The sequence below is a fragment of the Thalassorhabdus alkalitolerans genome, assembly GCF_042656525.1.
GTDB classification, from domain to species: Bacteria; Bacillota; Bacilli; order Bacillales; family Marinococcaceae; genus Thalassorhabdus; species Thalassorhabdus alkalitolerans.
In genome coordinates this window covers 646,330-662,215 of the sequence record NZ_JBHSOZ010000003.1, presented here as the reverse complement: position 1 = coordinate 662,215, position 15,886 = coordinate 646,330, and the positions used below count along the sequence as shown (strand labels likewise).

16 protein-coding genes are annotated in these 15,886 nt (G+C 43.0%); 15 read left to right on the top strand and 1 reads right to left on the bottom strand.

The features are described from left to right. Positions 1 to 16 precede the first annotated feature (16 nt). Positions 17 to 229, bottom strand: coding sequence for a DUF5325 family protein (locus ACFPU1_RS05935; RefSeq protein ID WP_054635198.1), 213 nt, complete (start codon positions 227 to 229; stop codon positions 17 to 19). 352 nt (positions 230 to 581) lie between these two features. On the opposite strand from ACFPU1_RS05935, the gene typA reads away from it, so the two are divergent. The 15 genes from typA (at position 582) to ACFPU1_RS05860 (ending at position 15,832) form a co-directional block, all read left to right on the top strand. Beyond that, complete coding sequence (gene typA / locus ACFPU1_RS05930; RefSeq protein ID WP_100399495.1) at positions 582 to 2,423, top strand: translational GTPase TypA; 1,842 nt, start codon at positions 582 to 584, stop codon at positions 2,421 to 2,423. Between the two features lie 48 nt (positions 2,424 to 2,471). After that, positions 2,472 to 2,801 (top strand): YlaH-like family protein, encoded by a 330-nt coding sequence (locus ACFPU1_RS05925; RefSeq protein WP_100399494.1) that lies wholly within the window; start codon positions 2,472 to 2,474, stop codon positions 2,799 to 2,801. Positions 2,802 to 3,157: 356 nt separating this feature from the next. After that, positions 3,158 to 3,673 carry a hypothetical protein gene (locus ACFPU1_RS05920; protein ID WP_385939429.1) on the top strand — a complete coding sequence of 172 codons (516 nt, stop codon included), beginning with the start codon at positions 3,158 to 3,160 and terminating at the stop codon, positions 3,671 to 3,673. A 75-nt stretch (positions 3,674 to 3,748) separates the two neighbouring features. Continuing rightward, positions 3,749 to 4,600 carry an alpha/beta fold hydrolase gene (locus tag ACFPU1_RS05915; protein WP_385939427.1) on the top strand — a complete coding sequence of 284 codons (852 nt, stop codon included), beginning with the start codon at positions 3,749 to 3,751 and terminating at the stop codon, positions 4,598 to 4,600. A gap of 296 nt (positions 4,601 to 4,896) precedes the next feature. Continuing rightward, the gene (locus ACFPU1_RS05910; RefSeq protein ID WP_385939425.1) at positions 4,897 to 6,129 is read left to right on the top strand and encodes an acyl-CoA dehydrogenase; all 1,233 of its coding nucleotides are present in this window, start codon (positions 4,897 to 4,899) and stop codon (positions 6,127 to 6,129) included. A 52-nt stretch (positions 6,130 to 6,181) separates the two neighbouring features. Further along, a complete protein-coding gene (locus tag ACFPU1_RS05905) occupies positions 6,182 to 6,961 on the top strand; it encodes an SDR family oxidoreductase (RefSeq protein WP_385939423.1) in 780 nt (259 codons plus the stop codon). Positions 6,962 to 7,024: 63 nt separating this feature from the next. After that, positions 7,025 to 8,659, top strand: a complete 1,635-nt coding sequence (locus ACFPU1_RS05900; protein ID WP_385939421.1) for a long-chain-fatty-acid--CoA ligase — start codon at positions 7,025 to 7,027, stop codon at positions 8,657 to 8,659. Positions 8,660 to 8,715: 56 nt separating this feature from the next. Beyond that, a complete protein-coding gene (locus ACFPU1_RS05895) occupies positions 8,716 to 9,279 on the top strand; it encodes a TetR/AcrR family transcriptional regulator (RefSeq protein ID WP_054635203.1) in 564 nt (187 codons plus the stop codon). Between the two features lie 68 nt (positions 9,280 to 9,347). After that, positions 9,348 to 10,232 carry a 3-hydroxyacyl-CoA dehydrogenase family protein gene (locus ACFPU1_RS05890; protein ID WP_385939419.1) on the top strand — a complete coding sequence of 295 codons (885 nt, stop codon included), beginning with the start codon at positions 9,348 to 9,350 and terminating at the stop codon, positions 10,230 to 10,232. Next, on the top strand, positions 10,233 to 11,012 hold the full coding sequence (locus ACFPU1_RS05885) for an enoyl-CoA hydratase (protein WP_385939417.1): 780 nt from the start codon (positions 10,233 to 10,235) through the stop codon (positions 11,010 to 11,012). 26 nt (positions 11,013 to 11,038) lie between these two features. Next, positions 11,039 to 11,455, top strand: coding sequence for an acyl-CoA thioesterase (locus ACFPU1_RS05880; RefSeq protein ID WP_054635205.1), 417 nt, complete (start codon positions 11,039 to 11,041; stop codon positions 11,453 to 11,455). 12 nt (positions 11,456 to 11,467) lie between these two features. Beyond that, the gene (locus ACFPU1_RS05875) at positions 11,468 to 12,547 is read left to right on the top strand and encodes a phosphotransferase family protein (protein WP_385939415.1); all 1,080 of its coding nucleotides are present in this window, start codon (positions 11,468 to 11,470) and stop codon (positions 12,545 to 12,547) included. Next, on the top strand, positions 12,548 to 13,357 hold the full coding sequence (locus ACFPU1_RS05870; protein ID WP_385939413.1) for a 2-phosphosulfolactate phosphatase: 810 nt from the start codon (positions 12,548 to 12,550) through the stop codon (positions 13,355 to 13,357). It abuts the gene before it with no gap. Then, positions 13,296 to 15,044 carry an acyl-CoA dehydrogenase family protein gene (locus ACFPU1_RS05865; RefSeq protein ID WP_385939411.1) on the top strand — a complete coding sequence of 583 codons (1,749 nt, stop codon included), beginning with the start codon at positions 13,296 to 13,298 and terminating at the stop codon, positions 15,042 to 15,044. Before ACFPU1_RS05870 ends, ACFPU1_RS05865 begins: the two co-directional genes overlap by 62 nt. 14 nt (positions 15,045 to 15,058) lie before the next feature. Continuing rightward, the gene (locus tag ACFPU1_RS05860) at positions 15,059 to 15,832 is read left to right on the top strand and encodes an SDR family NAD(P)-dependent oxidoreductase (protein ID WP_385939409.1); all 774 of its coding nucleotides are present in this window, start codon (positions 15,059 to 15,061) and stop codon (positions 15,830 to 15,832) included. Positions 15,833 to 15,886 lie beyond the last annotated feature (54 nt).

Below are 15,886 nucleotides of genomic sequence, written 5' to 3'. Positions count from 1 at the left end.
GTGGAGAGCCTCACGGCTACTCCACTTTTTTTGCAGCTTCTTCTTCCATAGAGTTATCGTCTTCCAAGCTGTTTCTGACCACACGAGCGTATTTAAAAGAAAAATAAAGACCGACAAAGGAAACAAGAGCAATAAGAAAACTTCTTTCTGCAACTGCTACTCCAAAACCCATAATGGCTATAGTAGCAAGAACAGCTAAGGATAAGAAAATCCATTTTGACTTTGTCATTTTTTCACCTGCTTGAATTTTTTTATTCATTAATTCAAAGGTCTGGTAAAAAAGGTGCCCGGCCAATGGGGAGTAAAATATGTACCCGGGTTGCATAACAGTCAGACCATAGAAGAATGTTTATGTGTTTAGTGTAACGTGTTTTGAAAGAAAATAAAAGCGGTGTGAAGAAATAAGAGGTCATGCATGTACCGGGGAGAGGGAGGTCCTGTGCCGGCTTTTTGGGTGAATCTTATTAAAGGCCCGGCAGCAGATAAGGAAAAACATTCATCATTTGCTGAATACATTTCCACCGTGTGCTATAATGATACAGTTGAGGAATTTTGTACGAATGAGGAGCGATTAATAACTAATGGATGTACGAACAGATTTACGCAATATAGCGATTATTGCCCATGTAGACCATGGGAAAACTACACTTGTTGATGAATTGTTGAAACAGTCCGGCACGTTCAGAGAAAATGAGCAGGTAGACGAACGGGCCATGGACAACAATGATATAGAAAGAGAACGGGGTATTACAATTCTGGCAAAAAATACAGCAGTCCGGTACCAGGATACAAGAATCAATATTATGGATACACCTGGACACGCTGATTTTGGCGGGGAAGTAGAACGCATATTAAAAATGGTTGATGGCGTTCTCCTTGTTGTTGATGCTTATGAGGGCTGTATGCCTCAGACACGTTTTGTATTGAAAAAAGCTCTGGAGCAAAAGCTGACTCCACTGGTAGTTCTAAACAAAATCGACAGAGATGCAGCTCGACCAGAAGAAGTAGTAGATGAAGTACTGGACTTATTTATTGAGCTTGGTGCGGATGAAGAGCAGCTTGATTTTCCAGTAGTATATGCCTCTGCGATAAACGGAACAGCGAGTGCTGACCCGGCAAAGCAGGATGATGATATGACGGTTTTGTTTGAGACCATTGTCGAAAACGTTCCTGCTCCAGAAGATAACAGCAGTGAGCCGTTTCAGTTCCAGGTCACGATGCTTGATTATAATGACTACCTTGGAAGAATCGGGGTAGGAAGGGTTTTTCGCGGAACAATCAAAACAGGAGATCAGGCAACACTTATTAAGCGTGACGGCAGCACGAAAAATTTCCGTGTCACCAAGCTGTTTGGCTTTATGGGTCTAAAGCGTATGGAAATTGATGAAGCAAAAGCTGGAGACTTAATTGCAATTGCAGGTGTGGAAGATATTAATGTTGGTGAAACAATTACACCTGTAGAGCACCAGGAACCATTAGAGCCGGTGAGAATTGACGAGCCGACCCTGCAAATGACCTTCCTTGTAAACAACAGCCCATTTGCCGGGCGTGAGGGTAGCTATGTAACAAGCCGAAAGCTTGAGGAGAGATTAAAAACTCAGCTTGAAACTGATGTCAGCCTTCGTGTGGAAAATACAGAATCACCTGAAGTCTGGAAAGTTTCCGGGAGAGGTGAGCTGCACTTATCCATCCTTATTGAAAATATGAGACGGGAAGGCTATGAGCTGCAAGTATCAAAGCCTGAAGTAATTATCAAAGAAGTGGATGGAGTACTTTGTGAACCTGTAGAAAGAGCTCAAGTTGATGTTCCTGAAGATTATACCGGAGCAGTCATGGAGTCATTAGGTGAGCGTAAAGGTGAAATGATTGATATGGTCAACAAAGGTGATGGACAAGTACGCATGGACTTTATTATTCCATCTCGTGGATTGATTGGCTACACTACTGAGTTTATGGCACAGACAAAAGGATATGGAATACTAAATCATGCCTTCGATGGTTATCAGCCGGTTGCCCAGGGGCAAGTCGGAGGACGGCGCCAGGGCGTTCTTGTTTCTATGGAAACAGGAAAAGCTACTCCGTATGGCATGCTCCAAGTAGAAGACCGTGGAACTCTGTTTTTAGAGCCCGGAACAGAAATCTACGAAGGCATGATTGTAGGGGAGCATAACCGGGATAATGATTTAACGGTAAACATTACGAAATTAAAGCAGCAGACCAACATTCGTTCTGCTACTAAAGAAAGCACCGTTACAATGAAGCGCCCAAGAATTCTGACATTAGAAGAAGCTCTTGAATATTTAAATGAAGATGAGTATTGTGAGGTTACACCAGAATCCATCCGTCTTCGTAAAAAAATATTAGATAAAAGCATGAGAGAACGTGAAGAAAAAAGAAAAAAGCTTGCAAAGAAAAATTCTTAACCTAAGAATGTTTGCAGCCGTATTGTGTCGCTGTGAGGTGAATGGAAGATGAATGAAGAGGTTAATGTGACCAGAGATGACCTCTCTTGGTTTGCCGGGTTATTACAAGTGCACGAAAATCCTGTGTTTGGTTTCTGGGCCTTATATGCAGCAGTAGTGATTACTTGTATCCTTGTGTTTAATTTGGGATTTGCACGCAAACTTCCTATCCTGAAAAATGTGATTGTTTATGCTGCTTTATTAGCAGGTGCCTTACCTTTAACGATCTTTGCAATTGGTATGCCGATTGTAGAGTCACTCTTAATTGCAGCAGCTGTTTTGGGAACATATAAGATCAGGCTTCGAGCCCACAAGAAAGAACAAGAAACTGAAGGATAAGACTAGAGAAACTGTCTTCTTGTAACGTATACGTTGCAGAAGACAGTTTTTTGTTTTTCTGCAGCCAGCTTCCACCGGCCAGAACAAATGATGGGGGAGTAAATGCAATAAATTTAGCGATGGCGTAGGTTTTCTGGTGGGCGGACCCTTGACTGAGTTTTGAAGCATTTTCAATGAAGTCTTTTTTAATTTAAGAAGAAAACAGGTTTGTCAACTCATAAGATGGGAATGGAATTTTAGTGTCAACTTATCGACCAGAAAAAAGGTAAAACAAGGCATAATGATGTAAGGAATAGTTTAGCAGAAAAAAGGGTAATTAATAAGTACGTTGGTTAAAGAGTGCGAGGTGTTTTCCGATGCATAATCAAATAAAGCCCATGCTTGCGGAAATTAAGACGTTTTCCGAGCTCAAAGAAAATGGATTCAGCTGTTTAACCCATTTTGATAAAGAGGACAATAAAGCTCACGAAGGATCTTGCTGCTGGATATGGACTAACGGTTCACTGCGCATTATTGTTGAAGATAAAAAGGATGGCAGATGTGAAATTGTCGGAGAGTTTACCGAAAATACCTTACAGAGAATGATTAAGTCACAGTGGGTGGAAGCAGATAGACACAGAAAAACAGATGAGAAGGAAATTACCGAAGAAAACAAGGGTTGTGAAAAAAAAGAAGTAACCTTTTTCCTGGGAGGCTCTTATAACCTTAGTGTCGAAGTAGAGGTTACCCCTTTTGATGATGAAAAGGTGGCAATAGATTTAGCAAAAGTAATGCTCGCTTCAGATCTCGGTATTTCTATAGATCTTATTTGTGAAGCTTTAAATATTAGCTCTTATGATCAAAAATGGGTAAAGGTCAAAACGATAGCGTAAGCACGGCCGACAGAAAGCAAAAAAGGGACGGCGTAACAGCCGCCCTTTTCATTATGCAGTAAAGGTGTGTGGAGTATGGCGGCAGATGTAGAGTTTAAGTTTGTGAAGGTGAACGGAATTACTCTCCATGTAGCTTTGGCGGGTCCGGCAGATGGCCCTCTCGTTATCCTTCTCCATGGTTTTCCGGAATTTTGGTATGGGTGGAGAAATCAGATTGAGCCTTTGGCCAAGCAAGGCTACCGGGTAGTAGTACCTGATCAGCGTGGTTATAATTTAAGCGACAAGCCACCTGAAGTAGAGGATTATTCTATAGATCTATTAAGAGATGATATTATTGGTCTCATAAACTATTTCGAAAAAACAAAAGCGGTCATAATTGGTCATGATTGGGGAGGAGCTGTAGGGTGGTACCTTGCTGCAACGAAACCAGAATACGTGGAAAAATTTATACCTATTAACATCCCTCACCCAAGTGTTATGCCAGCTGTGATGGCCTGCCACCCATCCCAACTGGCAAAAAGCAGTTACATGCTGTTTTTTCAGCTTCCTTCATGGCCGGAAAAATTACTTCAGGCAAACGATTATAAAACACTGGAGAAAACAATGTATTCCTCAAGTAAACCTGGAACGTTTTCCTCTGGGGATATGGACTACTACAAAGATGCATGGTCGCCTCCAGGAGCGATTTCTTCCATGCTGAACTGGTATCGGGCAATATTTAGTAAGGGGATGACTATCACATCTCCGGATGTTACAGTCCCTACGAGAATGATTTGGGGCATCGAAGATCACTTTTTGACTGTGAAATCAGCAAAGAAAAGCATGAATTACTGCTTGGATGGTGAGTTAATTCTAGTGGGAGATTCTACTCACTGGATCCTTCATGAACAGCCGGAGCTTATTAATAAACTGATAACAGAGTTTTAATAGTGGAAAACAATTACCTTTGGCATGGAGGCAGAAAGGCTGTTGAGAAAGACTTCTCAACAGCCTTTTTATTAGGTTATAACATGAAGAAGTAGAGAGTTTTGCTGTTTAATAACAAGAGCAAGCAAGCTAATGAAAATTTTAATAGTTAGAAAATTTAAATAATATATTGATTTTTTTACAACCAGACATTATATTTAAAGAGAACCTAATTGTTAAAATTTGAAAACTTAATTTCATAGGTTTTTTTTTATGGCTTAAACATACTGACCGGTTAGTATGAAGGGAGGAAGAAAATGAACTTTACCTATAGCGAAAAAGTAGAATATCTTCAAAAAGAAATCCAGGATTTTATGGAACGTTATGTTTATCCAAATGAACAAACCTACAAAGAACAGTTAAATAATCAAGGAGGCCGTTTTTCTTCGATACCTCCAATTATGGAAGAATTAAAGAAAAAAGCAAGAGAAAAAGGGCTTTGGAATTTATTTTTACCTGAAAGTGACCTTGGGTCTGGGCTCACAAACCTTGAATACGCTCCTTTATGTGAAATCATGGGAAGATCAGCTATCGCTCCTGAAGTCTTTAATTGCAATGCGCCGGATACCGGTAATATGGAAGTGCTGGTCAGGTATGGGAGTGAAGAACACAAAAAAAGGTGGCTGAAGCCGCTACTGGAGGGGGAAATCAGATCTGCATTTTGCATGACAGAACCTGATATCGCTTCATCAGACGCTACCAATATCCAAGCTGATATCCGGGAAGACGGAAATGAATATATTATAAACGGGAGAAAATGGTGGTCTTCCGGAGCGGGAGATCCACGTTGCGAGATCCTCATATTTATGGGGAAAACCAATCCGGATGCACCGAAGCATGAACAGCAATCCATAATTCTGGTGCCTATGAATACACCAGGAATTCAAGTAGAACGAATGCTCCCGGTATTTGGGTATGATGATGCTCCTCATGGTCATGCAGAAATCACCTTTGAAAATGTCCGGGTACCTAAAGAAAACATTCTGCTTGGGGAAGGGAAAGGGTTTGCCATAGCTCAAGGCAGACTGGGTCCTGGCAGGATTCACCATTGCATGAGAACAATCGGGGCTGCAGAAAGAGCATTAGAAATACTTTGCGAGAGAGTGGACAGCAGAGTTACCTTTGGAAAGACACTTGCTGAGCAAGGGGTCATTCAAGAATGGATTGCAGATTCCAGGATAGAAATTGAACAGGCAAGGCTTCTTGTGCTGAAAGCCGCTGACATGATGGACAAAGTTGGAAATAAAGTAGCCAAAAAAGAAATCGCCATGATCAAGGTTGTAGCTCCAAACATTGCTTTGAAGGTTCTTGACCGGGCAATTCAAGCATTAGGCGCAGCAGGGGTCAGCGAAGATTTTCCATTAGCTAATTCTTTTGCAGGCATTAGAACATTACGGTTGGCTGATGGCCCCGATGAGGTCCATAGAAGGTCAATCGCCAGGCTGGAGTTAAAAGAACAACGCACGAAACGAAAGCAGGAGGTTTTGTGAAGGAAAATGTAACCGTTTACTTTTAAAAATTTCATCCTAAGGGTGGTTGATTATGGATAGCAGAATAGAAAGCTTATTTGGATTACAGGGCCAGACAGCCATTGTCACCGGGGGAGGACGAGGTCTTGGCAGACAAATGGCGCTTGCCTTTGCGGATGCCGGAGCTAATATTGTCGTTTGTTCCAGAAAGGTAGACGCGTGCGAAGAAGTGGCTGAACTTTGCAAAGAGAAAGGGGTGAAAACTCTTGCATTAGCTTGTGATGTCACAAATGAAGAGCAAGTCAACCATGTGGTGGAAGAAACGATGAAGGAATTTGGCTCGATTGATATTCTGGTGAATAATAGTGGCGCAACCTGGGGAGCTCCTTTCCTTGAGATGCCACTCGAAGCCTTTCAAAAAGTAATGAATGTAAATGTCACAGGTGCATTCCTTATGTCAAAGGCTGCAGCTGGACATATGATTGAACGCAAAAGAGGGAAAATCATTAATATTGCTTCTGTGGCAGGGTTAAACGGATCTGATCCCAGGTTTATGGACACGATCGGCTACAATGCAAGCAAAGGTGCAGTGATTACTTTCACGAAAGACCTGGCTGCCAAGTTAGGTCCGGATAATATTAATGTGAATGCCATTGCTCCTGGTTTTTTTCCAACAAAAATGTCAAAAGGTCTTCTTGAACAAGGGGAAGAGATGATTATTGAACGAACACCTCTGAAACGGTTAGGAGGAGACGAGGACTTAATGGGAGCAGCATTGTTTTTGGCTTCCAGAGCCTCAGATTACGTGACAGGGGAAACGATAGCTGTAGACGGGGGAATGAATGCCCTTTAATCAAATCACGGGAAAGGCGCCTTTAAACCAGACAGTGGTTAGAATCTCATGGAGGTGGTTGATATGCCAAACGTATGGCTGAAGCATTATGCTGAAGATATCCCGCATGAAGTTGATATACCTGAGATTTCAATTCCAGACATGCTGCAGGACACTGTAAGAAAATATGGGGAAAAGGAAGCGTTGTCGTTTTATGGACAGACAATGACTTATAAAGAGCTTCAGTACAGAACCTCTGCCTTTGCTTCCGCCCTTCAGGAAAAAGGAATAAAAAAAGGGGACCGAGTGGCGATTATGCTTCCTAACTGCCCTCAATATGTTATCAGCTATTATGGCATCCTTACCGCCGGTGCTGTGGTCACGCAGGTTAATCCGATGCTGGTAGGCCGGGAGCTGACCCACATTTTAAATGATTCTGGTGCAAGAGTACTTGTCATATATAAGGATCTTCTTCCTGTACTTGAAAAGGTTCAAGACAGTCTATCATTAGAGAAGGTTGTAACTGTGGACCTGAAGGGGAAGGAAGGATCAGAAGAAGAGGATTATATTCCATTTTCCCACTTTCTGGCTTCTGGAACAGATAAGGTTGAGCCGCCAAAGATCAACCCTGAAGAAGATACAGCAGTTTTACAATATACTGGAGGCACAACAGGGCGCTCAAAAGGAGCGACGCTTACTCACAGGAATCTTATCGCGAATCTGACACAAACCTATGAGTTCTTTAAGCATGATCTAAAGAAGGGAGAAGAAAGGTATTTAACTGTAATTCCTTTGTTTCACGTATTCGGAATGACGGCATGCATGAATCTATCAGTCTATTCCGGTTCACTCAGCGTTATGCTCCCTCGTTTTGAACTGGAAGAAGTCCTTGAGACGATTAAACGAGAGCAGCCCACTTCATTTCCGGGAGTTCCAACGATGTACGTAGCCCTTAACAGTCATCCTGAGGCAGAGAGCTATGGAATCGACAGCATTAAAGTATGCAACAGCGGGAGCGCTCCGATGCCTTTAGAATTGATGAGGTCCTTTGAAAATAAAACAAGCTCCACCATACTTGAAGGGTATGGTCTGTCAGAAACCTCTCCCACAACCCATGTTAATCCGTCCTTTGGCGAAAGAAAACCAGGAAGTGTAGGAATTCCTCTTCCTTCTACTGAATGTAAAATTGTAGATTTAGGAGAAGGGACAAAGGAATTGAAGGCTGGTGAGACAGGGGAAGTCATCATTAAGGGTCCCCAGGTGATGAAAGGGTACTGGAACATGCCTGAAGAAACCACCATAGCTCTTCGGAACGGCTGGCTGTATACGGGAGATATTGGGAAGATGGATGAAGATGGTTATCTTTATATTGTTGATCGGAAAAAGGATTTAATTATCGCAAGCGGATACAATATCTACCCGAGAGACATCGAAGAAGTCCTGTATGAGCATGAAGCGGTACAGGAGGCTGTGGCCGTTGGGATTCCGGACAAATATAAGGGAGAAGCCGTGAAAGCCGTGGTTGTTTTTAAAGATGGCAAAAGCGCCACAGAAGAAGAACTGATCTCATTTTGCAGACAGAATATGGCGGCCTATAAGGTGCCAAGCTACATTGAGAGCAGACAGCAGCTGCCAAAAACCAATGTAGGAAAGATACTGCGCCGAGCGATTAAAGAAGAAGCGAGAAAACAAGCAGCAGAAAAACAAAGCCCCCTGTAGTGCCTGATGAGTGTGCTATACTACGTGTAAAAAAGAATAAGAGGCAGGGGTTCTTTATGAAGCAGAAAATCTATGAAACAAGCATTGCTCTCTTTGAAAAAGCTGGCTTTTCCAATACGTCGATTCAGGATATTGTAAACTGTCTCGGAGTGACAAAAGGGACATTTTATTATTATTTCCAAAGCAAAGAACAGCTCCTCATGAACATTCATTTGGATTACATGGAAAGGCTCTTAACCCAGCAGCATGAAATCCTTCGCAATGAGACACTGGATAACCGGGCCAAGGTCTATGAGCTTGTATATATGCTTTTACGAAACATAGAAACGCAAGGAACGAACGCTAGAGTCTTTTTTCGGGAAATGCGTCATTTGAACAAAGAAAACCTAGAATTCATTAAAGGAAAACGTGACCAAATCAGAACAGGAATGACCGATGTTATTAAAGCCGGTATTAAAGAAGGTGAGTTCCGTAAAGACCTCAATCCCGAAATAGTCGCTCTTGGTATATTGGGAGCGTGCAATTGGAGCTATAACTGGTTTAATCCTGAAGGGGAGTTTTCAGATCAAGAAGTAGCACGTATCTACATTGATATGATTCTTCATGGAATCGAAACGTAAAGGACATTAGTCCTTTTCTGCCACAAACATACTAACTGGTCAGTATACGAAGGGAAGGTGTGAATGAAATGAAAGCAGAGGATGTAAAGAACATTGCTGTACTGGGTGCTGGGTCAATGGGGCATCAAATTTCCATGTTGATTGCCTTAGCGGGGTACAAAACTCACTTGCAGGATGTAAAAGAAGAAGCTCTTGTCAAAGCTGAAGCTGAATTACAGCGCATTATGGCTAAGTGGGTGACGAAAGGAAAGATAACCGAAGAAGGGAAGAACCGGGCGTTTTCGAATCTTCATTTTACTACCAGTCTGGAAACAGCAGCCGGACAAGCTGACGTGGTAATAGAAGCAGTGGTTGAGAAGCTGGATGTTAAGCGTGAGGTGTTTGCGGACGTGGATCGGATTGCCCCTTCCCATGCCATCCTTGCGACAAATAGTTCAACAATCGTTAATTCCAAGGTGGCTGTGGTAACTGCAAGGCCTGACAAGGTCTGCAATATGCATTTTTTCTTTCCTCCTCTTGTGATGGACTGTGTGGAAGTGGTCAAAAGTGAACAAACATCCGAGGAAACAGCGGCGCTTGCAATGGAGCTTTGCGAGAAAATCGGACGGACAGGAGTTTTGCTTCACAAAGAGATTTATGGATTTATTGCAAACCGCCTGTTATTTGCTTTATCTAAGGAAGCCATAACTCTGTATGAGGAAGGCTACGCTGATTACAAGGATATTGATCTTATTTGTAAGAAGGCGTTAAGTCATCCATTAGGGCCCTTTGAGATTGCAGATCTGTCAGGAATAGACGTAGGTTACTACGCAAACTTGCAGCTTTTCGAAGAAACGGGAGACCCAAAAGATAAACCGGCAAAAACAGTTGAGGAAAAAGTAAAAGCTGGAGAGCTGGGAAGAAAGACTGGAAAAGGCTGGTATGATTATTCAAAAACCGAGGTGAATCAATAAATGGGTGAAACTGTAAGTCTTAGAAAAGAACAAGGAATAGGCATTGTCACAATTGACAACCCTCCATTAAATGTTATGAATCAGCAGGTCACCAAAGAGCTTGGGGAAGTATTTACTGATGTGGAACGTGACAAGGAGATCATTGCTGTGATTCTTACAGGCGCAGGACAGAAAGCCTTTATGGCAGGAGCTGATATTAAGGAGTTTCCTGAATCCATCGGTAAACAAGGCATGAAGGAAGACGTAATGAAAACCCACCAAATGCTGAACCAGATCGATTTCCTTCCTAAGCCTACCATAGCCGTTTTAAACGGCCTGACTTTTGGAGGTGGCTGCGAATTAGCTTTGACCTGCGATATAAGAATTGCAGAGTCTCATGCGCAAATCGGCCTTCCTGAAGTGAAGCTTGGGCTGTTTCCAGGAGGTGGAGGCACCCAGCGCCTTCCAAGACTGATTGGAGAAGCTAAAGCAAAGGAACTCATGTTCACAGGGGAGCCGGTAACAGCTGAGGAAGGGGTAAAGCTTGGACTCGTAAACCATGTGGTACCAGAAGGAGAGGGAATAAAGAAAGCAACAGAAATGGCTTCAAAGATCGCCGGCTATTCCCTTGAATCGCTTTCACGGATTAAAGAAGCGGTGGACAGAGGAGTGGAAACAGGGTTATACAATGGATTAGAAAAGGAAGCAGAACTGTTTGAAGAAGTGTTCCAGACAGAAGACATTAAAGAAGGAGTACAGGCCTTTATTGAAAAAAGAAAGCCGCTATTTGAGCATCGATAATAGAAAACAAAAGGAGGCTCTCGAAGATGGTCCACAGACTTCCTGTGAAAATCAGGGTCAGTGAAACAGATGCTCTTGGTCATGTAAGTAATATTAGCTATTTCATTTATTTAGAAGAAGCCAGGGTGGAGCTTTTTCGAAATCTAGGAATAATGGAGGAAATAGGCCGCTGGCCGTTTATTTTAGCCTCTACCACCTGTGATTACATCCAGCAGTCGTATTTTGGGCAGCATCTTGAGGTGGAATCCTCAGTCAGCCGCATCGGAAATTCAAGCTTTCACATCGATCATGAAATATATGGTGAGCAGGGACTGACAGCTAAAGGAAAAGCAGTCGTTGTTCACTTTGATTTTGACGAACAAAAAACAAAGCCGCTGACACCGGATATGATTGAAACCTTAAAAAGCTACAGAGGTGGATCAGCTGTAACTCCCCAGGAGTAAGGAGTGATGTACATGAGTTCTTTTACTTTTCAAGATACCATCCCTGTCAGGGAAGGGGAAGAGGTAAACATAGAGCGTCTAGAGGAATTTCTGCGCAAGACAATTGATGATTTTCCTGACGAGCCCCTGCAAATGAATCAGTTTCCCTCAGGTCATTCGAATTTAACCTATGAGGTAAAAGCCGGGGACTGGGAGGGGGTGCTGAGGAGGCCGCCTTTAGGACCTGTCGCACCTAAAGCTCATGATATGGAAAGAGAGTATCAGGTTTTGAAAGCGCTTCATCCTTCTTTCCCACTTGCTCCTCGTCCCTATGTGTTCTCTGATGATCATGGAATTATTGGAAGCCCCTTTTTCGTCATGGAAAGGCGAAGAGGAGTGGTGATAGATACAGACCTTCCAGAAAGCCTGAAGTCTACTCCGGAAGCAGGAAAAATGCTGTCTTCGGTCATGGTTAAGACGCTGGCAGAACTTCACAGCCTGGACTACAAAGATACCCCCCTTATGCAAATGACAAAGCCAGATGGGTTTATGCAGAGGCAAGTTCAGGGCTGGATTAAACGGTATGAGCGTGCGAAGACTCATGAGGTACCAGGCGAAAATGAACTGAAAAAGCAACTGGTTGAAAAAATACCGGAAACAAAGGAAGCTTCCGTTATACATTACGATTTTAAATTCAACAACGCGATGTTTGATGCTGCTGATCCTTCTAAGATCATTGGATTATTTGATTGGGAAATGGCCACGGTTGGGGATCCTTTAGCTGATTTGGGTGTGACCCTTAGCTATTGGATTGAAAGCGGTGACCCTGAGCTTTTGCAAAAGGGCTTTGGGAAGCCTCCTGTCACTGTTCAGCCTGGGTTTTATACAAGGCGTGATGTGGTTGAACAGTATGCTAAAGAGACGGGCAGAGATGTAGAAAATATTGATTTTTATCTAACCTTTGCTTATTTCAAACTGGCTGTTATCGCCCAGCAGATTTATTACCGGTTTAAAAAAGGGCAGACAAACGATCAGCGCTTTTCAAAGTTTCACCAGACGACAGCAGCCTTAATTCAGCACGCAGACTACATTTCACGTAAAGGGATAATGTAAATGAGTAACAAAGAGCAAAAGAAAGTACACCTTCTTTTTAAAAAAGAAGACATTGATGAAAGAAAGCTGGAAGGAAAAACGGTAGTGGTGTTTGACATCCTGCTTGCCACCTCAACGATAACGTCAGTATTGGAGTGCGGCGCAGCAGAAGTCATTCCTGTGTTAACGGGAGAGGAAGCCCTTACTCGAAAAAAAGCCTTCGAAGAAAATGCGTGCTCAGTGGCCGGGGAAAATAATGGCATTACAATAGAAGGTTTTCATCTGCCGGCCCCTCTTTCTCTTAAAAACAAGGTACGAGGAAAATCGGTTATTCTTTGTACGACCAACGGGACAGTGGCGATCAGGAAGTCAAGTTCAGCCAGGAGGGTGTTCGCCTCCTCTCTATTAAACAACCAGGCTGTGGCTGATGAGACAGTAAAAGAGATGGGTTCGGGCATCGTTATTATTTGTGCCGGTTCAGCCGGGGAGTTTTGTATAGAGGATTTCTACGGTGCCGGGCATTACCTGCACTGCCTGTTACAGGCAGATCCTAAGCTGACATTGACAGATGCTGCCCGCTCTGCTCACCTTTTTTACGAAGGTCACAAGGATGAAGCTCTCCCTATTCTCGGAGGCTCCTCTGTCGGCATCATGCTTGAAAGCTTTGGTCTTCAGGAGGATCTGGAGTTTATCGCTAACAAAAATACAATGAATATCGTCCCTTGTATGCAGGCAGACGGGTCGATTATTGATGAAGGAGGACAATCACGTGAAGGAAGTGAGCACACAGACCAAGGGAGGCTCTTACCTCGTCCATCAACAAGGCCATGAAGAAATATTTACCCCGGAGGATTTCACCGAAGAACAGAAAATGATTGCGAAAACTGCCCGGCAGTTTGTTGAAAAAGAAGTGGAGCCTCACAGAGAGGAAATAGAAAATCAAGATTTTGATTTGACCGTCCGCCTATTAAAAGAAGCTGGAAACCTGGGTTTACTAGCTCACAGTGTCTCAGAATCTTACGGGGGACTGGGGCTTGATAAAATCAGCAAAGCACTGGTTGGAGAGACGATTGGAGGAACAGGCAGCTACGGGGTTGCTCATTCCAATCATACGTGCATTGCAACGCTTCCCATTACTTACTACGGAACAGCACATCAAAAAGAAAAGTATCTTCCAAAGCTTGCAAGTGGTGAATATCTCGGAGCTTACTGCTTAACAGAACCCTCTGCCGGCTCGGATGCCATGTCTGGTAAAACAACAGCAGTCCTTAATGACGAGAAAACTCATTATTTATTAAACGGAACAAAGATTTATATCACGAATGCGGTTTTTTCCGATACTTTTATTGTTTACGCCAAAATTGATGGTCAGTTTTCTGCCTTTATTGTAGAGAAAGATTTTCCTGGCTTAAGCCTTGGACCCGAGGAGAAAAAAATGGGAATCAGCGGTTCATCAACGAGGTCAGTAATCATGGAAAATTGCGAGGTTCCTATGGAAAATCTTCTCGGGGAAACAGGGAAAGGTCATCTCATCGCGTTTAACGTTTTAAACCTAGGACGTTTTAATTTGGGAGCAGCCTGTACTGGTGCAGCCAAACAGGCATTTGAGCTTGCATTAACTCATACTGGGGAAAGGAAGCAATTCAGAAGAAAGCTCGCTGATTTTGGAGCGACGAAAGAAAAAATAGCTTTGATGGCTTCAAGACTATATGCTTCTGAATCTCTTCAATACCGGACAGCTTTTTTACTTGAAGAAGCTTTAGGTGAGCTATATGAAGAAAAGGACTCATCTGTCGTTACAAAGAAATTAGCTGAATTCTCTCTTGAATGCGCGATCTGTAAAGTATATGGATCTGAAACGCTCGATCAGGTCACGGACGAGGCTGTGCAGCTTCATGGAGGAGCAGGTTTTATAAAAGAATACAGAATCGAACAAATGTACAGGGATTCGAGAATTAATCGGATCTTTGAAGGAACGAATGAAATTAATCGTCTGCTTGTATCTGGGCAGTTTATGAAAAAATCGCTAAAAGGGGAACTGCCATTTCAGGCAGCTCACAGTGAAGCCAAAGAAATATTATCACAAAAAGGTCAAAGCTGGGAGGATTTTCTCAAGACTGTGAGAGCTTCCTTTCTCATTCTCACTGCCAAGGCTCAGGAGGTATATGGGGAGAAGTTAGAAGATAAACAAGAGGTCGTGATGAAGCTTTCAGAGATAGCCATTCTTCTATATGCTGCAGAATCAGCTGTCCTTCGTACTAAAAAGGCTGCAGCTGCCAATTCTGAACAACAAGAAAAGATCAAGCATCTCCTTACAGAAACGATTTTAGAGGACACGGCTTGCTCTATTATTTCCCTTATCCGCCAGCTGGAGCCTTCCTTGCTGCTGAAAGAAAGCTCAGGGCAGGTAAGAGAAGCCATATACAATCGACTCTTATCCTTTCATTTCCCTGGTAGTTTACAAGGGAAAAGAGAAATCGCTGATTGGATGTACAGTCAATCTTCTTATTCTGTCTAGCAGGGAGGAAAGCAATGGGAAAATTTAATGATTATATTGTACTTGTTACCGGAGGAGGAAGCGGCATTGGAGCTTCCACGGCAAAGAAATTTGCCAGAGAGGGAGGGGAAGTCATCCTCACTGGACGTACGAAAGAAAAGCTGAAGAAGGTACAGAGTGAAATACAAGAGGAAGGGGGCAAAGCTGACATCTTTCAAGCAGATGTTACTGTGGAAAGGGATGTGCATGAACTGGCCGGCTTTATTGAAGACAAGTACGTCCATCTGGATATTCTCATCAATAATGCAGGTGGATCAGGAATGAAGGGCAGCTTATTCTCTCTTTCCCTGGATGAATGGGAAAGTGTCCAGCGTTTAAATCTAAACAGTGTCTTTCTTGTCGCTAAAGAAGTGCTCCCTTTATTAAAGAAAGATACTGACAGACCGCCTCACGTAAGACCGTCCATCGTGAATGTATCATCTTTATCCGGCCATAAGCCAGGAAATAATATTCCTCACTATAGTGCTGCGAAAGCAGGAGTTCTAAATCTTACAAAAACAATGGCTGGTGAATGTGCTCCTTTTGGAATCCGGGTTAATTCTGTGTCTCCTGGTTTTATAGATACACCGCTCACAGAAAAAAGTCTGGAAAATGAAAAATTTCAAAAGGCCGTCAGGCGCCACACGCTTCTTGAACGAACAGGAAGGGCTGAAGAGATAGCCAATGTGATTGCCTTTGCTGCCTCAGAGGAAGCGTCTTATATGACTGGAAGCGATCTTCTCGCAGATGGGGGATGGCTGGCAAAATAATAGGCTTTAAAGATCGATCAAGGTGACTTCTTTCTTGCAAACGCAAGACGGGAT